Below are 23,446 nucleotides of genomic sequence, written 5' to 3'. Positions count from 1 at the left end.
AAGCGGAACCCCACAAATACGCTTATTTCAAAGAAAATGCGGGCATTCACGAAAAATCTTAGCCGAGCGCAGTTTTCTTGTGCGGTGACGCACCGGTGCGGTAACGCTCCAGCGCTGCTTTCTGGCTCGACCGGCTGACCGGGAGCAGTGTTCCGTCGCGTGCTTTGACGCTGAGCGCGCCATTCACGCGCTGCAATTCCTCGACATGAGTGTCTGCCACCCAATGCGAGCGGTGGATCTGTAAACCCGGCGTTTCGCCGATTTCTTTTACTGCATCGGAAAAGCGGATCAGGATGAGTTCCTTGCCCCGGCTGGTGACGACCTGCGTGTAATGATCGTCCGCCGACAAACGCAGCAGCGGGCCGCGATTGCCCGGTTGCAGGCGATTGAGCAGAGCGGGAGCTTCGGGGCTTTTGTTCGAAACGGTTTCGATGTCTTTGCGAACTGTCAGATAGGCAAGGATACAGAAGAGCGCGCTGAGCGGCAGCGAAACCGCCATGTTGCCGAGGAGCGTTTTGAAGGACGGGGTTCTGATCAAGAAACCGTAGTCGACGAGGCCGACCCAAAGGCCAATGGGAATCGCCGCCAGAAGCGCGCCTGTCATCATGCGCGCAAAGGTGCTGGCGACCCACGGTTTCAGCAGGGAATCCGCCAGAACAGCGAACAAGATGGCGGTAGACCAGCCGCCAAACTGGATCAGCAGCCAATAGAAAAAGCGGATGGCGACGGGCATCGAACCCGTGCCCAGTGCAGCCGTTATCGTGAAGATCAGCACCACCACAAGAAACGTCATCCAGAGGCGAAGCGCGCGCAAAATGACCGTCATTTCACGAAGCGCGAATTGCACAATGCCGCCAGCCACGAAGTTTTCCTGCATTCCACGTCATTCCAATTGAGCCGAGCGCAGTGTTGTCGAAGGAAGGTCGAAATTCAACCGGAGCATTGCCATGAATTTCGAGCCGCTTCTCCACGCACCGCTTGCTGTCCAGCTACACGTCGCCACTGTCATACCCGCCGCCTTGCTGGGTACCTTCATTCTCCTGCGCCGCAAGGGCACGCGCCTGCACAAATATCTCGGGCGCATATGGATGACGTTGATGGTTGTCACCGCGATGACGAGCTTTTTCATACACCAGATCAACCTGTTCTGGGGTTTCAGCCCGATACATATCCTGTCTGTGCTGGTCATCGCCGGATGCATCCGGGCAGTGATCGCTGCGCGTCAGGGCGAGATCGGCCTGCATCGCAAAATTGTGCGACAGGTCTATTTTCTTGGCACTGTCGGGGCTGGGCTCTTTGCCTTCCTGCCGGGGCGCATCATGCATGCGGTTGCATTTCCGGATGCGGGCACTTTCCACCTCGCCACAGGCGCGGCGGTGATTGTCTTGGTCCTGTTTGGCAGCTCATTTCTAAGGCACAAGTTTCGCGCCATCCGATAGGAAAATTCCCGAAAGCAAATATTGCGGGCGAGTCTCCGTTTGTGATGAGGCTTGCCATTTACTTTTTATATTGCGGTGGCAACTCTTTATGCGACAATTATACGAGATTGATTGATGCGCCGCGCAGGGTTGCTGCGGCCGGTGTTGAGGGAGTGGGCGTATGCGCTGGCAAGGTCGTAGGCAGAGTGACAATGTGGAAGACCAGCGTGGCGGCGGTGGCGATGCAGGCGGACAAGGCGGTGGTTTTGGCGGTGGCGGACCGGGCTTCAAGGTCGTGCGTGGCGGCGGGCTTTCCGGCATTCTCATTTTGATCGTGATGTTCTTTGTGCTGCGCGCCTTCGGTATCGATCCTATACCGATTCTGTTTGGCGATGGCGGCATGGGCTCGTCCGTGCAGACGCAACAGCAGCAGTCCAGCGGCCGCACGGCTGCCGAGGGCGGGGCAGTCGCCAATGACGAGATGACCCAGTTTGCCCGCACGGTGCTTGCTGAAACAGAAGACGTCTGGAGCGGTATTTTCCAGTCGCGCGGCCAGACCTATACGAAGCCGACCATGGTTCTTTTCACCGGGCAGGTGCGTTCGGCTTGCGGTTTTGCCTCTGCTGCGTCGGGGCCATTCTACTGCCCCGGCGACCGCAAGCTCTACATCGATTTGAGCTTCTATGACGAACTGGCGAATCGTTTCGGCGCGTCGGGTAACTTTGCGCAGGCCTATGTGCTGGCGCATGAAGTCGGGCACCATGTCCAGAACCTGCTCGGCATTCTTCCGAAGTTCAACCAGATGCGCCAGCAGATGAACGAAGTGCAGGCCAACCAGATGTCGGTTCGCGTCGAGCTTCAGGCCGACTGCTTTGCCGGTATCTGGGGTTATTACACCCAGCAGAAGGGTATTCTGGAAGCGGGCGATCTTGAAGATGCGCTCAATGCTGCCCACCAGATCGGCGACGATACGTTGCAGCGTCGCAGTCAGGGTTACGTCGTGCCGGAAAGCTTCAACCATGGCACATCGGCGCAGCGCGCCAAGTGGTTCAAGCGCGGCTTCGATACCGGCAAGCTCGAATCCTGCGATACATTTAGCGGCGACATCTAAGCCGCTCTGATCACTTCATAAAAGGCGGCTTCGGCCGCCTTTTTCTATGCAAGCCGTGCGATGGTTCGAATCATTTTCGTCGACCCGTATCAAGCAGGCTTGTCGTAGAATAATTTTCCCTATAAAGGTTTCGCGTCGGCGCGGCCCTTATCCAAATCATGCGTGACGCTCAACTTTGAGCGGCGATGACGCGCGATCCTTTCCAACAATCAAAACATAATGCTTCCTGCGGCAAATCCGCGTGAGCATATTCAGGTGTTCCAATGCTTGACCCCAAATTCGTAAGGCGGGGCCTTTGGCTGGTCTTCATGACGCTGTTTCTCGATATTATCGGGATCGCGATCATCATGCCGGTTCTGCCAGCCTATCTGGAAGAACTGACCGGCGCAGATGTTAGCGCGGCTGCTGTCGATGGTGGCTGGCTGCTGCTGGTCTATGCGGCGATGCAGTTTCTGTTCGCGCCGTTGATCGGCAATCTCAGCGATCGTTTCGGACGGCGGCCCGTTCTGCTGGCCTCCATTCTGACCTTTGCGATCGACAATCTCATTTGCGCGCTCGCAACCTCATTCTGGATGCTGTTCGTTGGCCGTGTGCTGGCGGGCATCAGTGGCGCAAGTTTTGCGACCGCATCGGCCTATATTGCGGATGTCAGCGATGACAGCAATCGCGCGCGCAATTTCGGCCTGATTGGCATTGCCTTCGGTGTGGGCTTTGCGCTCGGGCCGGTTCTGGGTGGCCTTCTGGGCGAATTCGGCCCGCGTGTTCCGTTCTATGGCGCGGCGTTGCTGTCTTTCATCAATTTCGTGCTGGCATACTTCCTGCTGCCGGAAACGCTGTCCCTGCAAAACAGGCGCAGCTTCCAGATCGGACGTGCCAATCCGCTTGGTGCGCTGAAGCAGATGCGCAGTTATCCCGGTGTTGGCTGGGTGATGGTCGTCTTCTTCCTGTACTGGCTGGCACATGCGGTCTATCCGTCGGTCTGGGCCTTTGTCGGCGCCTATCGTTACAATTGGAGCGAAGCGGAGATTGGTCTGTCGCTCGGCATGTTCGGTATCGGCACTGCGGTGGTGATGGCGCTGGTGCTGCCGCGTGCGCTGCCGCTTCTGGGCGAACGGCGAACGGCTATCACCGGCGTGCTCTTCGCTGGCTTCGGCCTGACAGGCTATGCCATCGCGTGGGAAGGCTGGATGGTCTATGCGGTCATCTTTCTGACGGCACTGGAAGGGCTCGCCGATCCGCCGCTGCGCAGTATCGCTGCGGGCAAGGTGCCGCCTTCCGCGCAAGGCGAGTTGCAGGGCGCGCTGACCAGCGTTTCGAGTATCACGACGATTATCGGGCCACTTCTTTTTACGCAGCTCTTCAGCCATTTTACCGGAGCGAACGCACCGTTTGATTTTGCCGGCATGCCCTATGCAGTCGCGGCGGGGCTGATCTTCATCGCGCTGGTCGTGGTGGTGGCAAGGGTCCGCCCAAAGCCAAAGCCGAAGATGGCGGATGTTTAGAAGCTATAAAAGCGCATCAAAAAAGCCGGGGTGTTTGCCCCGGCTTTTTATTTGCTAACCATTTGTTCTTACGCATTATCCTACGCAAAACCGCTTCGCACTTTTGCTGGAAATGCTCTAACCGCAAAATCTCAGATTTAGATTCACGCAGCCTGTTCGCGTTCCGGCAAAAGGGCTTCGCCCTTCTTCTCGCGGATGAGGTTGATGAACCGGCGGAAGAGATAGTGCGAATCCTGTGGGCCGGGCGAAGCTTCCGGATGGTGCTGGACCGAGAAGACCGGCTTGCCGATGACGCGCAAACCGCAATTGGTGCCGTCGAAAAGCGAGACGTGGGTTTCTTCAACATTGTCCGGCAGCGATTCAGAATCGACCGCAAAGCCGTGGTTCATGGAAACGATTTCCACCTTGCCGGTCGTGTAATCCTTGACCGGATGGTTTGCGCCATGATGGCCCTGATGCATCTTCTCGGTGCGGCCACCGAGTGCCAGCGCCAGCATCTGGTGTCCAAGGCAGATGCCGAAAACCGGCAGGCCGCTGTCAACCAGCTTGGCAATGGTCGGTACGGCATATGCGCCGGTGGCTGCCGGATCGCCGGGGCCGTTCGACAGGAATACGCCGTCAGGGTTGTAGGCCAGCACGTCGTCGGCGGTCGCCGTTGCGGGCAGGACCGTAACCTTTGCGCCAAGGCCTGCAAGCAGACGCAGAATGTTGCGCTTCACGCCGAAATCGAGCGCGACCACGTGATATTGTGGGTTGTCGAGTTCGCCGAAGCTTTCGCCCTTGATCCAGGGCGTCTCGTTCCAGACCTGGCTCTGGCCGATGGTAACATCCTTGGCGAGATCGAGATTTTCCAGACCGCTCCAACCGGCAGCGCGAGCCTTCAAGGCGTCGATGTCGAACTTGCCGTTCGGGTCATGCGCGATGACAGCATTCTGCGCGCCGCGTTCGCGGATCAGTGCGGTGAGGGCGCGGGTGTCGATGCCTGCAAGCGCGATGACGCCGCGTGCCTTCAGCCATGCGTCGAGGTCTTCGCTGGAGCGATAATTCGACGGTGCGGTGATATCGGCCTTGAAGATCGCGCCGACTGCGCCGTGGCGGTTGGCTGGTGTCAGGTCTTCGATATCTTCGACATTGGTGCCGACATTGCCGATATGCGGGAAGGTGAAGGTGACGATCTGTCCGGCATAGGACGGATCGGTCAGGATTTCTTCGTAACCGGTGAGCGCCGTGTTGAAGACAACTTCCGCTTCGATTGCGCCGGTCGCGCCGAGGCCCTTGCCTTCGATCACGGTGCCGTCAGCAAGAACCAGAACGGCGGTTCGCTTTTCGGTTGTCCAGGGTGCGGTTTTCGGGGTCGTTTCGGTCATATGTGCACTCCTGTTTAACTTGCAGCACTTAAATCCGTGCCACGTTTAATGTTTTAGCTTTTCCGTACAGGCTCATGTTCCATCCCTCCAGCTTCACCCCTGTAACCGGGTGAATGGCTTGAAAGACGGAGCGTCAATGGTCATATACGCGCCAACAGGCGACGGGGTCATATATGCGCCAAAAGGCAGCGGGGATTTCAAATCTCCCACTGCGAGCATGTACCGATGTCCTGCTAAGCCTTGATCAATAGAGAAACTTGATCGCTGGGTCAATCGTCCGAGCGTGCTCATTCGGGAAATAATCGCGATAATTATCGCATTATTGTTCTCCGGGCGGGTAGTTCGGACAGCTCGTGACTGCGCGCGATTGCTTTATGGGTCACGTTGCGAGTAAGAAGAAACAAACACCGTCAGGAGACATTCGATGCTTCGCCAGGAGATTTCCCAGGCCCTCACAACCGCGCTCAAGGCGCAGGAAAAGCGCCGCACGTCGACGCTGCGCCTTATTCTGGCTGCCGTGAAGGACCGCGATATCGCCAACCGCACCGCTGGCAAGGACCCGGTCGGAGACGAGGAATTGCTGGGTATTCTCGGCAAGATGGTCAAGCAGCGCGAAGAATCAGCGCGCATCTACGAAGAAGGCAGCCGCATCGAGTTGGCCGACGCCGAGCGCGAGGAAATTGTCATTATCTCCGAGTTTCTGCCGCAGCAGATGACTGATGAAGAAGTGAAGAAGGCTTGCGAGGACGTTATTGCTGAAATCGGCGCGCAAGGTCTGCGCGATATGGGCAAGTGCATGGCCATCCTGAAGGAGCGCTATGCAGGCAAGATGGATTTCACCAAGGCAAGCGCGCTGGTGAAATCGCTTCTGCAGTAAAACCCTGTTCTGACACAAAATGAAGAAGGCCCCGCCAAGAGCGGGGCCTTCTTGTTTCGTCAGCCATGCAGATGTTATGCCGGGCAATCAAAATCAGTCAGCGAGATCGATTGTCATGGCTACTGCTCTGCTCATTATTGATGTTCAAAACGATATTGTGGCCGGGATGGGCACGCCTGAGCGTCAGCCTGTGATTGACCGCGCTCTGGATGATGTTGTTGTCCGATTGAGCGCCGTGAAGGCAAGGGCACATGCTGCCGGGATTCCGGTTATCCTCGTGCAGCACGACGGCGGACCGGGCGATGTGCTCGAAAAGGGCACGCGGGGTTGGGCGATTCGGGACGAGCTTTCCCCTCTGGCAAACGACATCGTGGTTGAAAAGACCAGTTGCGATTCATTCCATGAAACGGAGCTTCAGGACCGGCTGCATGAGCTGGCGATAACGCATCTGGTTATTGGCGGTTGCCAGACGGAATATTGTATCGATACCACAGTTCGCCGTGCGATATCGCTCGGCTATGATGTGACATTGATTGCAGACGGGCACACGACAGGCGATACGGCGAGCTTGCAGTTCGCCGATATCGTTGCCCATCACAATGAAACGCTCAACGGGTTCCGGGCAGGAAGCACTCGTGGCCGAACCGCCAACGCTGCCGATATTGTGTTTTAACCACGTTAGTTCTGCTTGACGGTCTTGAGGCGCGTTTCGCTCAGGAGGCCCTGTTCTTCCAAAACCGGATAGGCCATGGAAGCCAGAAGCGAATTGATCTGCTTCAGATCGCGGATCGTATCGAGATGGATGGTGCTGGTCTCGATACTGCGGGTTGATCCTTCGCGCAGACGCGAGAAGTGGCGCAGACTTGTCTGCTTTTCAAGTTCGCGCAGGCGATCCTTTTCCTGAACGAGCTGGCGTGCCGTGCGTCCATCACGCGAGACAACCACGTTGAACGCCAGATGCGCATTGGCCAGAACCATCGCGTGGAAGTGGCTGAGTTCTTCCCAGCCTTCCTCGGTAAATTCCAGCTTGTGATCCATCTTCTTCTGCACATGCGCCAGCATGTTGCGCACGATGATGTCGCCCACCTGTTCGAGCTTCACGCAAGCGCCGAGCAGTTCCTGCATCCGCAACGCTTCGAATTCGCTCAGATCCTGTGAGGCAAGCCGGGTGAGATAAAGCTTGATCGCCGCATGTTTCTTGTCCACGCGGTCATCGAGAGCGGCCAGTTCGTTGATGCGGGCCTGATCCGGCTTTTCATAGAGATCGATGATGCGGCGTAGCATGACCTCGACCGTATCGCAGACGCCCACCACTTCGCGGGTGGCATTGGCCAGCGCCTGCGATGGGCGGTTAAGCACGCCCGTATCAAGGGCGCTATATTCTTCCATTTCCAGCGGCTGTGCCGGTGCCGGGGTCTTGTCGGCATTGATCTTGACGAGTGCTTCGGTGGTGCGCAGCACCAGCCCGGAAAGCGGGATGCCCGCCAGCATGACGATCACGTTGAACAGAATATGCGCATTGACCACCTGCGATACGGGATCGGCGCCAAGGAACGCAATCGACGGCTTGAAGGTTTCATAGAGCACCAGCATGACCAGCGAGCCTGCGCCGCGCATCAGGAGATTGCCGAGCGGCACAACGCGGGTTTCAGGCGGGGCATTGCGGGTGAGGATCGGCGCGATGATCGAGGAGCCGAGATTGACGCCGAGCACCATGACCACGGCCAGTTCCGGATGGATGAGGCCGCGCGATGCGAACGTGGTCAGCAAAATGACGGCTGCAACGCTGGAATGGAACAGCCATGTCATCAGTGCGGCCAGCAGATAGGTGGTGATCGGATCGCTCGACAGATAGTCGACGATCACCGGCAGAAGTTCGCTCTGGCGTAACGGTTCGGTGGCCTGTCCGGTCATTTCCAGCGACATGATCAGGAGGCCGATGCCGACGAGAATGCGCCCGATCTGCCGCCAGTCGCGGCGCTCGGTGGTCATGAAAATGCCGGTGCCGATCACAAGGCAGAGCGGAACGAGAATGGTCAGGTCATAGCTCAGGATTTTGACGACCAGAGCCGAGCCGAGTTCGCCGCCGCGCACGGCCATCAGGCCTGCGACACCGCTGACGAAGCCCGATCCCACGAAGGAGCCGACCAGAAGCGTCACAGCGGTTGAGCTTTGCAGGGCGACGGCAAGCACCAGACCGAAGGCGACCGATAAAAGCGGGTTCTGCATCTGGTTGCGCAAGCGTCTGCGCAGGCGGTCGCCATAGGCGCGCTCTACCCCGGTTCGCACCATGCGGGTTGCCCATAGAAGGAGAGCGACAGCGCCAGCAAGGTGCAAAAGGACCAATGAACCATTCACGGTGAAATCCCTTCGGGTTGGTGTTCAAGATTGGAAGCTAGAATTATCTCCATAAAGCGAAGAAAATATGTTCCGGCTAATTAAATATCCAAGAGATATGGGCTTATTCGCGCCTAAAATCAACATCTCTTAATCGAATGTGAAAGTTATATGACAGTTTTGTGACAGAGACATGGTTGTGAAACGCCCGTCAAAGAGTCCGGGCAGAAGACTGTGATTAGCGGGGAGGGTGAAGCAAGTGCGATGGACGCCGGGGTCGGTGGTGCTTATATATCGAACCTGTTTGCAAACACCGAAGACATCGCCGTGCCTGGAACCTTCTGGTTCACGGGCATATTGATGTTCAGGATCGATCTGGAAGTGACACCCGCAATGCGTTTCCCACCCTCCTTTCTTGATGAGATCAGAGATCGCGTGCCGATCTCGACGCTGATCGGAGCGCGGGTTTCGTTCGACCGGAAAAAGAGCAATCCGCCGAAGGGTGATTTCTGGGCCTGTTGTCCCTTCCACGGCGAAAACACGCCGAGCTTCCACTGCGAAGACCGCAAGGGACGTTATCACTGTTTCGGCTGCGGCGTGACTGGCGATCACTTCAAGTTTCTGACTGAGCTGGAAGGTCTGAGCTTTCCCGAAGCCGTGGAGCGCGTGGCCGATATGGCGGGCGTGCCGATGCCAGCGCGCGATCCTGAAATGGAAAAGCGCGAGGCGCAGCGCGCAACGCTTTATGATGTCATGGAACTGGCGACGCAGTTCTTTGAGGCGCAGTTGCAGAGTGCAGCTGGCGCCAAGGCGCGCGCCTATCTGCGCGACCGTGGGCTTTCCAGCGCAACGCAGCAGGCATTCCGCATGGGCTATGCACCGGAATCGCGCAATGCCCTGAAAGAGTTTCTGGCAGGCAAGGGCGTATCGCGCGAGCAGATCGAGGCTTGCGGTCTCGTGGTGCATGGCGAGGGCGTTGCCGTTTCCTATGACCGCTTCCGTGATCGCGTGATGTTTCCGATCGAGGATCTGCGCGGGCGCATCATCGCCTTCGGCGGTCGTGCGCTTTCTGCGGATGCACCTGCCAAATATCTGAACTCGCCGGAAACCGAGCTCTTCCACAAGGGGCGGGTGCTTTATAATGGCCTGCGCGCTCGCAAGGCCTGTCAGCCGCAAAATGGCGAGCCGGCCAAGCCGATCATCGCCGTCGAAGGCTATATGGATGTGATCGCGCTGGCGCAGGCAGGTATTCATCATGTTGTGGCGCCGCTCGGTACGGCGCTGACCGAAGAGCAGCTCGAACTTCTCTGGCGCATCAGCCCGGAACCCGTCCTGTGCTTCGATGGTGACGGCGCGGGACTTCGCGCCGCCTATCGTGCTGCCGATCTTGGTCTGCCGACCTTGCAGCCGGGTAAGTCGCTGCGCTTTGCGCTTCTGCCGGAAGGGCAGGACCCGGACGATCTGGTCAAGGCGGAAGGTCCGGCGGCGTTTCATGGCGTTCTGCGTGACGCCAGACCGCTTGTCGACATGATCTGGACGCGCGAAACCATTGGCGGTGTGTTCGATACACCGGAACGGCGTGCCGAACTGGAAGCGCGTCTGCGGGAAATCACCAGCCGCATCGCCAATGAGGATATTCGCCGCCATTACGGTCAGGATATGCGTGAGCGCGCCCAGGCATTTTTCGGGCAGGGGCGGCAGCAGGGCGGCCAGCGCAATGGGTCGTTCAACCGGCGTAACGATAACGGGCGCGGACGCGGTGGCCCCGGCATGGGCGGCGGTGGACGTCTTGCAATCTCCGACAGTCTTGTTCGTTCCACACTGGTGAAAGGCGGGCGTCCGGGTGCAGGCACCCACGCGCCCTTGCGGGAAACGGCAATTGTGCTGACACTGCTCAATCATCCGCGTCTGATCGAGGAAGATTTTGAGAAGATTGCCGGGCTTGATCTGGCGCATGATGCGTTGAAGACGCTGCATCTCGCCATGCTGGACGTTCTGGCCTCCGACCATGTGGATAATGGCGACGCCATGCGCCATGCGCTGGCCAATGCGGGGCATCGCGAGCTGATCGAAACACTGGAACAGGCAGTAAAGGGCGCAAGGCTCTGGACTGCAACCGCACTGGCGGCGGAAGATGACGCACGCGAAGCATTGCGTCAGGCGCTTCACTTGCATCAGCGCGCCCGCACACTACATAAGGAACTGCGAGCCGTTGAGGCCGCACTGGAAACCGATGAGACGGGCGAACTTTATGCGCGCCTCATTGATATACAAAATCAGATTTTAAAGGCAGATGCGACTGAAGCCCTGATCGACGGGTTCGGTCTGTCGTCCGGCCGCTCACCCGGCGGCTTCTGATTCGGCAGGCCGAATCACTTTATTGAAAAGTGCCGGGAATACGGGTTGCAGACGGCCAATGGCGCTCTAATTAGCCCGCGGATAGGCCGCGACAACAAATGATTCGCTTTTTGAGGGCGAATCAGGTGAGTCGCTCTTGACGTATGGCGTAAATGACGGAATCACGACAGTTCGAACAAGGATAGAACGGATAGCGATGATGTTCCGACACCTCTGCTCCGTGTGAAGCGAGATGCGGAACAAGGGCAAAAAACCGTTGCGATGACGTGAGGTCACCGGATCTGCCCACAGAAAATCGATCACGATGGAGCCTGATACCGAGGGCAGGGTTAATCCGCCATTAACGGCAAATCAGCTACTCGCAGAATCAACCGGCGGCTTGCAGTCTCGCAAAACCGTTCGGACACTCTATATATCTTAAAAGCGACCGGGGTCGCCTGGAGAAGAACATATGGCAACGAAGGTTAAGGAAAACGAAGAAGCCGAAGTCGAGCGCGAAGGTGCTGCCGACGGTCCGCTTCTCGACCTTTCTGACGATGCTGTCAAGAAGATGATCAAGGTCGCGAAGAAGCGTGGCTATGTGACCATGGACGAGCTGAACGCCGTTCTTCCTTCCGAGGAAGTGACGTCGGAACAGATCGAAGACACCATGGCCATGCTTTCCGACATGGGCATCAACGTCGTTGAAGACGACGAGCAAGACAACGATCGCGAAGAAAACAACAACGACGACGACGCGGAAGAAGGTGGCGATCTTGTCGAGGCTGGCGGCACTGCCGTTGCCACCACGACGACCAAGAAAGAGCCGACCGACCGTACCGACGATCCTGTGCGCATGTATCTGCGCGAAATGGGTTCGGTGGAGCTTCTGTCGCGCGAAGGCGAAATCGCCATCGCAAAGCGCATCGAAGCCGGTCGCGAAACGATGATTGCCGGGCTGTGCGAAAGCCCGCTGACCTTCCAGGCCATCATCATCTGGCGCGATCAGTTGAATGAATCCAACATTCTCCTGCGCGAAATCATCGACCTCGAAACCACCTATGCCGGTCCGGAAGCCAAGCAGGCCCCGGTGATCGAGCGTGTGGAAGAAGAACGCCCGCGCGACGACAAGCCTGCGCGCCGTTCGCGTGACGACGACGACATCACCAATGTCGGCGGCGACATGCCGGTGGAAGAGGAAGAAGAGGACGAAGACGAAGCCAACCTGTCGCTGGCGGCTATGGAAGCCGAACTGCGCCCGCAGGTCATGGAAACGCTCGACCTCATCGCCGATACCTACAAGAAGCTGCGCAAGCTGCAGGATCAGCAGGTTGAGGGCCGTCTGGCCGCGACCGGCGAACTCTCCTCCAGCCAGGAACGCCGCTACAAGGAACTGAAAGACGAGCTGATCACTGCCGTGAAGTCGCTCTCTCTCAACCAGAACCGTATCGAACAGCTGGTCGAACAGCTTTACGATATCAACAAGCGTCTGGTTCAGAACGAAGGCAAGCTTCTGCGTCTGGCTGAATCCTTCGGCGTGCGTCGCGATGAGTTCCTCAAGGAATATCAGGGCCACGAACTCGATCCGAACTGGGTTGAGCGCGTCGGTCTGCTGTCGGCCCGCGGCTGGAAGGATTTCGCCACCAAGGAAGTGGGCACGATTGCCCGCCTGCGCAGCGAAATTCAGAACCTCGCCACTGAAACCGCGATTTCGATCGGCGAATTCCGTCGCATCGTCAATCAGGTGCAGAAGGGCGAACGCGAAGCCAGCATCGCCAAGAAGGAAATGGTCGAGGCCAATCTGCGTCTCGTGATTTCCATCGCCAAGAAGTACACGAACCGTGGTCTTCAGTTCCTCGATCTCATTCAGGAAGGCAATATTGGCCTCATGAAGGCGGTCGACAAGTTCGAATACCGTCGCGGTTACAAGTTCTCGACCTATGCGACCTGGTGGATTCGTCAGGCGATCACCCGTTCGATTGCCGATCAGGCGCGCACCATCCGTATTCCGGTGCACATGATCGAAACGATCAACAAGATCGTCCGCACGTCGCGCCAGATGCTGCACGAAATCGGTCGCGAGCCAACGCCGGAAGAACTGGCGGAAAAGCTTGCCATGCCGCTCGAAAAAGTGCGCAAGGTGCTGAAGATCGCCAAGGAGCCGATCTCTCTCGAAACGCCGGTTGGCGATGAGGAAGATTCACATCTGGGCGATTTCATCGAGGACAAGAACGCGCTTCTGCCGATCGACGCCGCCATTCAGGCGAACTTGCGCGATACGACGACCCGTGTTCTGGCTTCGCTGACGCCACGTGAAGAACGCGTTCTGCGTATGCGCTTCGGTATCGGTATGAACACCGACCACACGCTCGAAGAAGTCGGCCAGCAGTTCTCGGTTACCCGCGAACGTATCCGTCAGATCGAAGCGAAGGCACTGCGCAAGCTCAAGCATCCGAGCCGTTCGCGCAAGCTGCGTTCGTTCCTCGATTCTTAAAAAGGGGAGCACCATGTCGTTTTTGAAGCGCCTGTTTGGCGGCGGTGGCGAAGCCGCTGAGAAATCAGCGGAGCCGAAAGAGGCCGGTCGTACCGAGCACAAGGATTTTCTGATCGTGGCCACGCCTTACAGCGAGGGCGGTCAGTATCAGGTGTGCGGTGTGATCTCCAAGACGATCAATGGTGAGCTGAAGGAATACCGCTTCGTTCGCGCCGACCGTTGTCCCGGCATCGAGGATGCCGCCAGCATTGCGCTGAACAAGGGTCGCCAGATCGTTGACGAGCAGGGCGAGCATATCTTCCGCTAATCGTCTCCATTTCAAATGAAAGCGCCGCGCATGGACCCATGCGCGGCGCTTTTTATTGGTTTGTCCCGCCGACCGGATCAGTGCGGATGGCACACAAAGGCAACCATTCTGCGCACGATTGGCAAAAGCATCAGCAGAACCGGGAAAGCCACGATCCACGAAACCACCCATGAGCTCATCCAGTTGGATGCGAGTTCGGGATGGGAAAAACCGAGGCTTTTTGCCGTGGCGATGAGGGAGACCACGAGCGTCATCAGCATCGAAAGAATGAGCGGCATGACGATAGAAGCGTAACGCGCTGGCAGCTTCCTGCGACGCGGCGTGTCAGAATTTGACATGATAGTACCTGAAATTCAGAGCGGAAAGCGGAAGACAACAATCAGTGCATCGACGGCCGTTTCCGGTCGGTTGATGCGTTGCCTGACGTTAGACGCTTACGATCATTGGGATGACCCTTGTGACTTAGCCCACGCAGGCGGGGCTTTCAATAGTCAATTAGCAGTACTCATCAGCGGCGGTCAGGGCGGCGATTTGTCCACGCCATTCCCGACATAATTCCGTTATAGGCTCAATCATGACCGACAAACCCTTCTGGAAAACCAAAAAGCTCAATCAGCTGACCCGCAGCGAGTGGGAAAGCCTGTGCGACGGTTGTGGCCAGTGCTGTCTGCATAAGTTGCTGGACGATGATACCGACGAGATTTACTGGACGAGCGTGGCCTGCACGCTGCTCAACCCTGAAACCTGTCAGTGCCGTGATTATCCGAACCGTAGAGCCACCGTGCCGGATTGTGTATTCCTGACGCCAAAAATCGTCGATGAAGTGAACTGGCTGCCGGTAACTTGCGCCTATCGCCTCGTCGCCGAAGGCTCCGACCTTTATTGGTGGCATCCGCTGGTTTCCGGTTCACGGGACACTGTGCATGAGGCGGGGATTTCCGTGCGCGGCAAGGTAACCGCCTTCGATCACGACATGGAAGACGAAGAAGATTATCTCGATCACATGGTTATGCCTGATCGAGACGCGCTCTAATTTATAACATTGCTTAAATTTAATTATTTGGCTCAAAGAGAAAGAATATCTTTCTATTTCTCTTAATTGTTTGAATTTCATGTCTTTTTTAGAGTGCCTTCCGCGCGCGTTGTCTTTGCTGAATGGCAGATGAACGGCAGCTTTCTTTTTCGTTCATCTTCCGGGGGCTAATGATCGGGTGTCTCAGGCGGAGGGCCTGACACTCAATTGGAAGAGGTTCAACATGTCCGCTATTTCGCTCAAGTCGTTTGCCGTTACCGCTGCACTCGGTCTTGCCGCCGTCTTTACGGTCGGCGCATCGGCGAATGCCGCGTCTCCGATGACGGCGCCGGCTGTCAGCACCGCAGCGCACGGCGCTGTTGTTAATGTCGATTATCGCGGTCGCCCGCATCATGGACGCCCGGTCTATCGCGGTCCTGCTTGCTCGGTTGAAGCTGCCAAGATGAAGGCAAATCGCATGGGCATTCGCAATGCGCGTGTCGTGTATCGCGGCAAATCCGTTCAGGTGCGCGGCTATCGCCATGGCCGTCCGAGCGGCGTCGTATTCGCCAATGCACGCGGCTGCCCGATCATCCGCTAATCGAACGCAATGAACAAAAGCCGGGCTGATTCATTCAGCCCGGCTTTTTCATGTCGGAAGCAGTCGAACAAAAAAGGGGCGCAATGCGCCCCTTTTTTGCAGAATCGATATTGTCGTTATTCCTTGATCTCGAAGACGACATTGACCGAAACGTTGAAGCTGTTTTCGCCAGCTGCGACAGGAACTGAATCCTCCGGAGCGGCCGCAGCCATCGTCTTGAACTGGCCGCGTGCGATTGGCATCGGCATGGGCGGACGGCCCTGTTCGGTGATCTCGATGACGCGCCCAAGACCGACGCCAGCGGCATCGGCAAGCGTCTTCGCCTTGGCGACAGCATCGGCCACAGCGCGCTTGCGGGCTTCATTGATGGTCGCGGACGGGTTGTCGTTGACGAAGTTAAGATCGCCGCCCTGATTGACGCCAAGCGTGATCGACTGATCGAGCACTTCACCGACCTTGGCAAGATCGCGGACGCGCACGGTCAGGCTGTTGGAAACCGCATAGCTTGTTATGCTCGGCTCCTTGAGGCCGTTTTTGTCATCGGGATACACATAACGCGGCTGAATATTGATGCCGCCAGTCTGGAGATCGCGTTCCTCGATGCCCGCCTTTTTCATGGCGTCCAGAACCTTGGTCATGGCCTCGTTATTGGCGGTCATGGCTTCGCGTGCGGTCTTGGCCTCGCGCAGAACGGTGAGATTGAGAATCGCCATGTCGGGTGCGGCGGTCGTGGTGCCTTCACCGGTCACGGCGATGCGTGCAGGCTGTCTCGACATCTGGTTCTCCTGGGCTGCGGCGGGCAGGGCCAGGGCGCCTGCAAGCATGATTGCCGAAAAAGAGGCTGCAATAAGAGTGGTAGCGCGGTTTTTCATGAAATCTCCTGTAGAGAATGTTGAGGCAGCTTATTGAGAGCGCTCCGATTTGGCCGGTTCGCTTTGTCGTTGAAATCGTTTTGTTTCTTAAGTTCCCTCTCATGCGCGTCGCCATGATATAAGAATAGAAATGCCGGCTTAATGCAACCGAGAGCTTCGAATCCTGACTGTCGTGGCTTCTGACGCCATGCATCGCAATCGAATATGTGCGCATTAGGGCGACTGGCAGATTTGACAGTTGTATCTTCCGTTTCTTTAGGGTAGGTCCAGTGTTGCGTGGGGCCTGTAGCTCAATTGGTTAGAGCCGGCGGCTCATAACCGCTTGGTTGGGGGTTCGAGTCCCTCCGGGCCCACCATTCTCTTTAAAAGCAATGTAGCGTGTCGCTCGTTCCTGACATTTTGACGCTGGTTTTTAGACAAAATCATAATTTCTAAGCGGGTCTTTAGGGAACGTTTGAGGGGCCTTTAAGCCCCTCTTATTATTCCAAGGGCGAGCGAGACGCTCAACCCGAAATAATCACCTCGTTGACTGACTTTCCCTTCCCACCGCCAGCCGTGTAGCTAAGCGACACCGTGTCGATCTGGAACGAACGGAAGATCGATCGGATTTCGGGCACATCATTGATCGATAGAATGAAGCGGCCCGATAGACGACCTAAGCGTTCGGCCATGATTTCGTACTGATCGCGGTTGAACAGTTCCTTGCCGTAATAGTCCTCTGTGCCCCAATAAGGCGGGTCTATATAAAAGAGCGTCTCAGGCCGGTCGTATCGGTCAACAAACGGCAACCAGTCCAGGTTCTCGATGACCACCCCCGATAACCGCTCATGAACGTCCTGCAGTAGTGGAGCCAGTGTTGTGAGGTTGAAGCGCGAACCCCGCTCACGGTCGATACCAAAAGTGCGGCCAGCCACCTTGCCGCCAAAGGTCAGCCGTTGGAGATAGAGAAAACGAGCAGCACGCTCCAAATCGGTAAGCGTCGTCGGGTCGCTTGCCTTCAGCCTTTCGAACTCGCGGCGGCTCGTGATCTGGAAGCGCAACGTGTCCATGAACTGCGGATAATGGCGCTGAAGTATACGAAACAGGTTTGCCACATCGCCTGATCGATCATTGATGAACTCGGCTCGTGGTACCAAACCACGGCGAAAGAACACGCCACCCATACCGACAAACGGTTCGGCATAAAGTTTGTGCGGCACTGCATTGATCTGTTCGCAGATACGTCGAGCGAGTTGCTTCTTCCCGCCAATATAGGCTGCTGGCGGTGAAACAGGATCGATAGAGGTGAAATTAGCTTGGAAGTTCATGTATACGGATTTCCGAGAATCAGCCACAAGCCAAATGCCCGGAACGGGCACGGATGCGGCGGTTATCTCAACCTACTGTCGGGCGGGTTATCTTTGACCGGATGCTCCCGCCGCCACGAATTGACGTGGCCGTCCCTACTTTGGCTTACCGCCGATAAGTCCTAACTCTGCGCGTAGCAGCAAATCACGATCCCGCAGGCTCAAATCTCCCACCGGCTTCATACCGGTCAGATCAGGCCAGTAATCACCAGCACCCAGCCTCCAAAGGTGGCGCATCGGCAGGCTGTTCACGACATTGCTGTCGGGGGGATACATTTCGATCGCTGCGGCATCTGGCCCAAAATGCTTATTCTTGAGCGCCTGCAGTTCGTCCCACGTGATTGAGCCATCATGCTCAACGGACAGCAGGCCGCGCGCTTCGTCCAGGTGCACCGCAAGTACAGCGCTCATTCTTTCGCCCCTATATATAATGTGTCGCTCATCACTCTTTCCCCTTTTCAGGCGCTTCAAGCTCGATGCTGGTTGTGTAGGTGTCATCGAAACGATGTTCGACGCTGGCGGCGCGCCACTCGCCATCGAATTCCTTGCGAAAGCCAACGGCATTAATCGGTGCGTCTGCCATTACATCCGGTCGCCCAGCCATAGTCAGTGAACCTTGGCCGGTCGCTCGCGCCAGTCGCCCGCCTTCAGCTTCAGCCGCTTTCTTCGCTTCAGCTTGCGAAGCAAAAACCGTACGTAAGCGCCGGGTTGGTCCCTCCAGGCCGGTGGTATGCTCCTCATAGATCGTCTTGTTGCGGCGACGGTCGTACCAGCCCGCAGCCGCCTTGCCGTATTTCGGGCGCGGCTCGACCGAAAACTCACCTTCGGAACAATCGCCCTTCGTGATGGTGATTGGCGGCAAGCTGCCGCGCTTCAGGAACAGAAAGGTGTTGTCCTTGATGGTAAAGAGCGCGCCGGTGCGATCGGCAAGGCGGGTCAGGAAATCGGCGGCTGACTGCCCGGTCCGCGCAATATAGTCCAGCTTAGTGTTTGCAATCTCAGGGCTGACTTTGGCCTTGTAGCCGTGACGCTTCGCGAGCTGCTCAACGATCGCGCCAACTGTCTCGCCGTCGAAATGTTCCGAGAGCGGTTCCTTCACGTCAGCGCGCAACTCTGCCGACTTGCAGGAGAAGGTCAGGCGTTCGCCGTCGCTGCCAAAATTATAGCTGGCGCGTTCAAAGACAAAGGTGCCCATCTTCCAGGTGCCGACACCTTTGAAACCGAACCGGATTTCAATCTTCGCGCCCTTCTGCGGGATCTCGATTTCATTGCCGACATCGTCAAAAACCAGCTCCAGGGTGTCCGCACTCTGTCCCGGTTCGTCGCGAATGGTAGCGGATACGAGACGCTGGTAAAATGCATCGTGAACAACCTTGCCCTCGATGCTGACTTCGATAAACGGATGCGATCGCTCCATCAGCTCCAAAGCCTCACAGTCTTGATTTCGGTGGAAATGGTCATTTGCGGCATGGAAATGACGGTGCCGCGTGGAAGGACGAGGCCAAGCCGCGCCAGCCCCGGATTGGCCGCATAGGTGGCTTCCAGATATCCCTTGAGCTTGGCGACCTGGACGCGGTCACCGGTCCACCGAATAAGATAATCATAGCAGGCAAGATCAAGCGTCACGTCTTCCAGATCGACCGTGACAGTTCCGGCAGGGATCAGGCGCACAGTCATCCAAATAGCCCCACTGGTTTGCCGTCACCGGAAAACGGCGCAACCTCGATCGAGAACTCGATCTTTCGACCGAAGCCCTGCCGGTTGATCAGAGATTGCGTGTCCTGGACATTGAGAATGACGACGCGACCAAACAAGGTCGCCGCCATGGAAAGACCGGTCGCCCAGCCGAGCATCAGAACAGGCTGCGCAGCAGCCTGCGTGACGCGGATTGCCTCGTATTCGGCTCGACCTCCCATTTCGTCGGGGAAAAGCAGGCCGGTGATCGCCAGACGGTCATCGCCATAGCCAGTAAATTGGCGACCGGGACGCCCGCCAAAGCGGCTTATCGACGGCCATAGCGCCTCGGTAGTCCGCTCGATCTGCTGGAAGTTCAATGGCGCGATCTCAAACATATGAGGTCCAAGCGCGAGCAACGGAGTGCCCATTTATTCGGTTCCTCCGTGCAAAGCCCCAGATTTGCCGCTCATCAGTTGCGCGCCACGTCGGCCAAACTCGGCCCCTGCGGCCTTCACGGCTGCCTGTGGGTCGGAAACACCGGTAATGTGGATCGGACCTACATTCAGATTTGGCGTCTGTCCGTTGACCACGGTAATCGTCTGATCGACCTTGGCGTCACCGAGCGGATTGCTAACGCTTGAAAGCGGGGTCTCACCGCTACCAATTCCGGGAGGCATAAGCGCCCCCGCGCTGGAGTTCACGGCATCCTTGACCACATTGACGCCCTTACCGGCGATTCCCATAAGGTAAGTCAGCCACTCCGGCGGCGTCGGCCAGTTAATGTTCAGATTGAAATTCAACAATCCGCCAAGCCAAGCGATCTTCTCCTGAAACCATGCGTCGATGGACTGCCATAGGGACTTCAAACCGTCCCACAACGAATTCATCCAGCTAACGCCAACATCGTAGAACTGCTTGGCCTTGGCCTGTCCCCAGGCCGAGAGGGCCTCGGCGGGGACAACGCCTTGCTCCAGTCCCATCATGGCATTGGCGCGATCCTTCACGCCCTGCCACATCTGGCCGAACCAGCTCTTTTCGACACCCTGTTCGAACTTGTTCCAGCCCTCAGCATTCTTGCGGAGCTGTTCGAGGCGTTCTTCTGGCGTCCGCCCTATGTCATCAAGGATTTCAAAACCCATGGACAGCATCCATGCACCAGCCATGACGCGGCGCAGGCCGGTCGCCATGGTCCGCGCGCGGCCTTGCGTGGCGATAATCTGACGGCTGGCCTGCGCCGCACCCGATGCGATCCCGCGCATGCCTGCCGCGACAACGCGCGACGCAGAAGCAAACAGGCCGAACGTCCGAAGGGCGGCAACGGCACCCAACCGCATCAGAAGCCATCCCTTGGCGACATTGCGGCCTGCGTTGTTGAATTTCAGGAAGAAGCCAAGCAGTGGAAGAATGCCTGCACGCATACCCGCAAAGACGACGCCCAGCACCTTGCCCGCGATCGAAAGGCCCATGATAGCGGCAATTGCCATCACAATGTATTTGGTCAGTTCGGGATTGGCTGCTGACCACTCGGCAAACCGATCAACGATCGCACCGACTTGTGTCGCCAGTTCAAGCAAGGTCGGCAAAAGCTGATCGCCGATGACGATAGCGCCTCGGTTCAGCTTATTAACCAGCAAATCCCACTGCTTGACTGCGCCTTCAGCCTGTTTGTTGGCTTCCTCGGTTGCCGATCCGGCGTAGGCGCTCTTGTCGGCGACCAGTTGCATCGCCTCCGCCAGAAGCTTCGGGTTATCAATCAGCTTGGCGAAGTCCTTGACATAGTCCTGGCCAACGATGTCCTTCAGCGCCGCTTTGCCTTCATCGCCCTTGGACGCGAGCAGTTCAAAGAACTTCAATATCGCGCCAACGCCATCCTTCTGGATATCGGAGAGCAGCTTCTCGCGAGAAACGCCTATGTCATCAAAGGCGGCATTGATGCGTTTCCCACCGGCAAGAACACGCGTGGCAAACGCATTGAGGCCGCGCCCGGCTGTTTCTGGAACAGAGCCTGCGGCAATCATCGCCGTACCGAACGCGGCGGTATCGACCGCGTTCAGCTTTAATATACCGGCAGCGGCGGCGGCGCGGTTGGTAAAGTTGGTAATCTCTTCGGCCTTCGCCGCCATATTGTTCGACAGATGGTTGGTGGCGTCGCCGAGTTCCTCAATCCCTTCCTGGTTGAGTTTGTAGACGTTGCGAAGCTTGGCAAACCGCTCACCGATTACCCCTCCGGCCATGTCAAAAGCGACAGAGGCCCTGGCGACATAGGTCGAAAAGGCTTCAAGCTCATCCTTCGGTACACCGCCCTGGGCGGCTTCCGACATGAGATCAAGCAGGTCTTTCGCGGCGATGGGAATAAGCGCGCTCGTGTCCAACGCGAACTTGCGCAGCTGTCGGACACGATCGATGGGCAAGTCATTGAGGACTTTTTCCAGCCCCTTCATGGACTGGTCAAACTGTGCCGCTTTGATGACGGGCGCGCCAATGGCGAGCGCCTGGCCGAATGCGCCGAGCAACTTGCCACGCGCCTGGGACAGCTTGGTTTGGGCGTTTTTTGTCGCGGCCTCGATGTTGTCGATCGAGAACCCGGACTTCAGCGCATCGGACGCGCCGCTTTTGAAGCGGTTGATGCCGGAACCGATGTTGTCCAGCGCCCCACGCACTTTCTGCGCGGGGCCGCTCACCTGATCGATCAACCGGATTAGAAGTGAAACATCCATATCATTCGTCCGGTTTCGCGCCACGGCCAGTCAGGCGCGGGATTTCCGCCCGATAGGCCAGCATTTCAGCCCAGGAGAGCTGGTCTATGTCGTCTGGTCGCCAGCGGAAGCAGGCAGCGCAGTCCGCTCCGAACTCGAAGACGCGAAAGAGCGGAGTGCCGGAAAAAAATCGAGAAAGCCTTCCGCAAACTTCATGAGGTCAAGCGGGTCGATCTCGTCAATGAACTCAGGTTTTTCGCTGCACATGCTGGCGATAATGGAGGTCAGCTCATCCAGCGTTGACTTGACGAACAAGGCGCTGATCACATCGACGGCAAGCTTGGCAACGTCCACGTTGTCCTTGTCGATCTTGACCGCCGAAGGCTCCTGATCGCCGATAATGCCCTTCAGGACATCCGCACCGAGTAGGACGGCGAGCCGCTTGACGTGAATCGTACGTGGGCGGCGCATCGTGACGGTATCGCGGGAGGCTTCCTTGCCGTCCTCACCCTTCACGGGCACCGGGAAGTCGAGCTTGATTTTTACCTCAAGTTTTGGCGTGGTCTTGGTCAACTCGTTTCTCCATTAACCGAACAGAACGCGGCGGCGCGCAGTGTTGTACGGCTGGAAATTCCAGATATCCCAGCCGCCCTTCTTGAATGAGAAACGATGCATGATCTGGTTGTCCCAATACTCGGTATAGGTCCAGATGCCGTTGATCTCGTGGTCATAGCCGGTTGCCTTGCCGCCCGACATTTCTTCGCCTTCGACCTTGCTCAAGCGCCCCTGCACATCGATGGCGTGCTCGTGCTCCTTTCCGTCTTCTTCGGAAACGACGAGCTTGCGGCCCGTGAAGGGATAACGGATGCCAGGAGCGCCGCCGAACAACGCGATAGTTTCCGGCGTGTGGCTCTTGATCTTGAAGGGCATGGTGAATGCCTTGACGCCGAGGCCGGTGATATTGATCGCCATGTCGCTGCCGCCTGGCTGGAATTCTTCGGTGTTTTCTTCCAGCGTCGGCAGCTTCATGGTCTCGATATCGAGCGCCAGATTGGTGTTGTCGTTCACATAGAGCGTAAAGCCCCGGATGATGCGCAAAGTCATGGGTAGCTCCCGTTAGGCCGCGACCACGTCGCTAATATTGACGGAGAAAGAGACCGAGGTCTGGCGCTGAATTTCGGCGGCGAGGCTGTCGAAATAAGCTTCATTGCGGCGCGAGCCGAAAATCAGGTCTTCAAGTGGTGGGGCTTCCTCGGCGTCGAACTCGACGCGAAGCTTGCCGTCGCGCAAGCTGGCGTTCGTATTTGTCGACCGCTCCCAGAATGCGCGACCACCGAGGATCGCACCGGCCACGGTCAGTTCGTCAAGGAACTCCTGCAGCGTGCGGATGACGGCCGTCTGTTGATTGCCGCTGAGAAGTGACCCGGTTTGGGGTGATATTTCCATTTAGAATTGACCCATGTTTGAACCTTCCCTCGTTTGTTTTTCAGCG

Annotated in this window: 24 protein-coding genes and 1 tRNA gene; 11 read left to right on the top strand and 14 right to left on the bottom strand. The window is 57.3% G+C overall.

From position 1 onward, the window contains the following. Positions 1–58: 58 nt before the first annotated feature. Positions 59–877, bottom strand: coding sequence for a LytTR family DNA-binding domain-containing protein (locus FGI60_RS11015; protein ID WP_138785222.1), 819 nt, complete (start codon positions 875–877; stop codon positions 59–61). A gap of 70 nt (positions 878–947) precedes the next feature. On the opposite strand from FGI60_RS11015, the gene FGI60_RS11010 reads away from it, so the two are divergent. The 3 genes from FGI60_RS11010 to FGI60_RS11000 all read left to right on the top strand — a co-directional run bounded on the left by FGI60_RS11010 (position 948) and on the right by FGI60_RS11000 (position 4,031). Further along, on the top strand, positions 948–1,439 hold the full coding sequence (locus tag FGI60_RS11010; protein WP_138785221.1) for a DUF2306 domain-containing protein: 492 nt from the start codon (positions 948–950) through the stop codon (positions 1,437–1,439). 160 nt (positions 1,440–1,599) lie between these two features. Then, the gene (ypfJ, locus tag FGI60_RS11005) at positions 1,600–2,529 is read left to right on the top strand and encodes a KPN_02809 family neutral zinc metallopeptidase (protein ID WP_138785220.1); all 930 of its coding nucleotides are present in this window, start codon (positions 1,600–1,602) and stop codon (positions 2,527–2,529) included. A 263-nt stretch (positions 2,530–2,792) separates the two neighbouring features. Next, positions 2,793–4,031: a TCR/Tet family MFS transporter gene (locus tag FGI60_RS11000; protein WP_138785219.1), complete on the top strand. Its 1,239-nt coding sequence runs from the start codon at positions 2,793–2,795 to the stop codon at positions 4,029–4,031. 143 nt (positions 4,032–4,174) lie between these two features. Here the strand turns inward: FGI60_RS11000 and carA are convergent, their stop codons facing one another. After that, the gene (gene carA, locus FGI60_RS10995; protein ID WP_138785218.1) at positions 4,175–5,398 is read right to left on the bottom strand and encodes a glutamine-hydrolyzing carbamoyl-phosphate synthase small subunit; all 1,224 of its coding nucleotides are present in this window, start codon (positions 5,396–5,398) and stop codon (positions 4,175–4,177) included. A 424-nt stretch (positions 5,399–5,822) separates the two neighbouring features. Between carA and FGI60_RS10990 the strand changes: the two genes are divergently transcribed. Both FGI60_RS10990 and FGI60_RS10985 read left to right on the top strand, forming a co-directional pair. Next, positions 5,823–6,275, top strand: a complete 453-nt coding sequence (locus FGI60_RS10990; protein WP_138785217.1) for a GatB/YqeY domain-containing protein — start codon at positions 5,823–5,825, stop codon at positions 6,273–6,275. Between the two features lie 115 nt (positions 6,276–6,390). After that, the gene (locus FGI60_RS10985; protein ID WP_138785216.1) at positions 6,391–6,948 is read left to right on the top strand and encodes a cysteine hydrolase family protein; all 558 of its coding nucleotides are present in this window, start codon (positions 6,391–6,393) and stop codon (positions 6,946–6,948) included. A 5-nt stretch (positions 6,949–6,953) separates the two neighbouring features. Here FGI60_RS10985 and FGI60_RS10980 read toward each other — a convergent pair whose 3' ends face one another. Next, the gene (locus FGI60_RS10980) at positions 6,954–8,633 is read right to left on the bottom strand and encodes a Na/Pi cotransporter family protein (protein ID WP_138785215.1); all 1,680 of its coding nucleotides are present in this window, start codon (positions 8,631–8,633) and stop codon (positions 6,954–6,956) included. Between the two features lie 372 nt (positions 8,634–9,005). Between FGI60_RS10980 and dnaG the strand changes: the two genes are divergently transcribed. The 3 genes from dnaG to FGI60_RS10965 all read left to right on the top strand — a co-directional run bounded on the left by dnaG (position 9,006) and on the right by FGI60_RS10965 (position 13,750). Next, positions 9,006–10,970, top strand: a complete 1,965-nt coding sequence (dnaG, locus tag FGI60_RS10975; protein ID WP_138785447.1) for a DNA primase — start codon at positions 9,006–9,008, stop codon at positions 10,968–10,970. 451 nt (positions 10,971–11,421) lie between these two features. After that, the gene (gene rpoD, locus FGI60_RS10970) at positions 11,422–13,443 is read left to right on the top strand and encodes an RNA polymerase sigma factor RpoD (RefSeq protein WP_138785214.1); all 2,022 of its coding nucleotides are present in this window, start codon (positions 11,422–11,424) and stop codon (positions 13,441–13,443) included. A 13-nt stretch (positions 13,444–13,456) separates the two neighbouring features. Further along, positions 13,457–13,750: an HlyU family transcriptional regulator gene (locus FGI60_RS10965; protein ID WP_078338696.1), complete on the top strand. Its 294-nt coding sequence runs from the start codon at positions 13,457–13,459 to the stop codon at positions 13,748–13,750. Between the two features lie 77 nt (positions 13,751–13,827). On the opposite strand, the gene FGI60_RS10960 is transcribed toward FGI60_RS10965, so the two are convergent. Next, positions 13,828–14,088, bottom strand: a complete 261-nt coding sequence (locus FGI60_RS10960) for a DUF2798 domain-containing protein (RefSeq protein ID WP_138785213.1) — start codon at positions 14,086–14,088, stop codon at positions 13,828–13,830. 236 nt (positions 14,089–14,324) lie between these two features. Here FGI60_RS10960 and FGI60_RS10955 point away from each other — a divergent pair, with 236 nt between their 5' ends. Continuing rightward, complete coding sequence (locus FGI60_RS10955) at positions 14,325–14,783, top strand: YcgN family cysteine cluster protein (RefSeq protein WP_138785212.1); 459 nt, start codon at positions 14,325–14,327, stop codon at positions 14,781–14,783. A 223-nt stretch (positions 14,784–15,006) separates the two neighbouring features. Continuing rightward, positions 15,007–15,363, top strand: a complete 357-nt coding sequence (locus FGI60_RS10950; protein WP_078338693.1) for an antifreeze protein — start codon at positions 15,007–15,009, stop codon at positions 15,361–15,363. Between the two features lie 116 nt (positions 15,364–15,479). Here FGI60_RS10950 and FGI60_RS10945 read toward each other — a convergent pair whose 3' ends face one another. After that, the gene (locus FGI60_RS10945; RefSeq protein WP_138785211.1) at positions 15,480–16,235 is read right to left on the bottom strand and encodes an SIMPL domain-containing protein; all 756 of its coding nucleotides are present in this window, start codon (positions 16,233–16,235) and stop codon (positions 15,480–15,482) included. Positions 16,236–16,514: 279 nt separating this feature from the next. Here FGI60_RS10945 and FGI60_RS10940 point away from each other — a divergent pair. Then, positions 16,515–16,591: transfer RNA gene (locus FGI60_RS10940), tRNA-Ile, on the top strand. 147 nt (positions 16,592–16,738) lie between these two features. Here the strand turns inward: FGI60_RS10940 and FGI60_RS10935 are convergent. The 9 genes from FGI60_RS10935 to FGI60_RS10895 all read right to left on the bottom strand — a co-directional run bounded on the left by FGI60_RS10935 (position 16,739) and on the right by FGI60_RS10895 (position 23,400). Next, positions 16,739–17,542 carry a DNA adenine methylase gene (locus FGI60_RS10935; RefSeq protein WP_138785210.1) on the bottom strand — a complete coding sequence of 268 codons (804 nt, stop codon included), beginning with the start codon at positions 17,540–17,542 and terminating at the stop codon, positions 16,739–16,741. Between the two features lie 135 nt (positions 17,543–17,677). Continuing rightward, the gene (locus tag FGI60_RS10930) at positions 17,678–17,992 is read right to left on the bottom strand and encodes a DUF7694 domain-containing protein (protein ID WP_138785209.1); all 315 of its coding nucleotides are present in this window, start codon (positions 17,990–17,992) and stop codon (positions 17,678–17,680) included. Positions 17,993–18,023: 31 nt separating this feature from the next. Continuing rightward, on the bottom strand, positions 18,024–18,998 hold the full coding sequence (locus tag FGI60_RS10925) for a phage late control D family protein (RefSeq protein WP_138785208.1): 975 nt from the start codon (positions 18,996–18,998) through the stop codon (positions 18,024–18,026). Beyond that, complete coding sequence (locus tag FGI60_RS10920; RefSeq protein WP_138785207.1) at positions 18,998–19,258, bottom strand: tail protein X; 261 nt, start codon at positions 19,256–19,258, stop codon at positions 18,998–19,000. The genes FGI60_RS10925 and FGI60_RS10920 overlap by 1 nt, the downstream gene beginning before the upstream one ends. After that, positions 19,255–19,686: a phage tail protein gene (locus tag FGI60_RS10915; RefSeq protein ID WP_138785206.1), complete on the bottom strand. Its 432-nt coding sequence runs from the start codon at positions 19,684–19,686 to the stop codon at positions 19,255–19,257. Before FGI60_RS10915 ends, FGI60_RS10920 begins: the two co-directional genes overlap by 4 nt. Next, positions 19,687–21,975: a phage tail tape measure protein gene (locus FGI60_RS10910; RefSeq protein WP_138785205.1), complete on the bottom strand. Its 2,289-nt coding sequence runs from the start codon at positions 21,973–21,975 to the stop codon at positions 19,687–19,689. 84 nt (positions 21,976–22,059) lie between these two features. Next, on the bottom strand, positions 22,060–22,527 hold the full coding sequence (locus FGI60_RS10905; protein WP_138785204.1) for a hypothetical protein: 468 nt from the start codon (positions 22,525–22,527) through the stop codon (positions 22,060–22,062). A 12-nt stretch (positions 22,528–22,539) separates the two neighbouring features. Continuing rightward, positions 22,540–23,058: a phage major tail tube protein gene (locus FGI60_RS10900; RefSeq protein ID WP_138785203.1), complete on the bottom strand. Its 519-nt coding sequence runs from the start codon at positions 23,056–23,058 to the stop codon at positions 22,540–22,542. A 12-nt stretch (positions 23,059–23,070) separates the two neighbouring features. Continuing rightward, positions 23,071–23,400, bottom strand: a complete 330-nt coding sequence (locus FGI60_RS10895; protein WP_235889790.1) for a hypothetical protein — start codon at positions 23,398–23,400, stop codon at positions 23,071–23,073. Positions 23,401–23,446 lie beyond the last annotated feature (46 nt).

It is taken from the genome of Brucella haematophila, assembly GCF_005938105.1.
Lineage (GTDB): Bacteria > Pseudomonadota > Alphaproteobacteria > Rhizobiales > Rhizobiaceae > Brucella > Brucella haematophila.
This window is presented reverse-complemented; position numbering and strand designations above follow the sequence as displayed.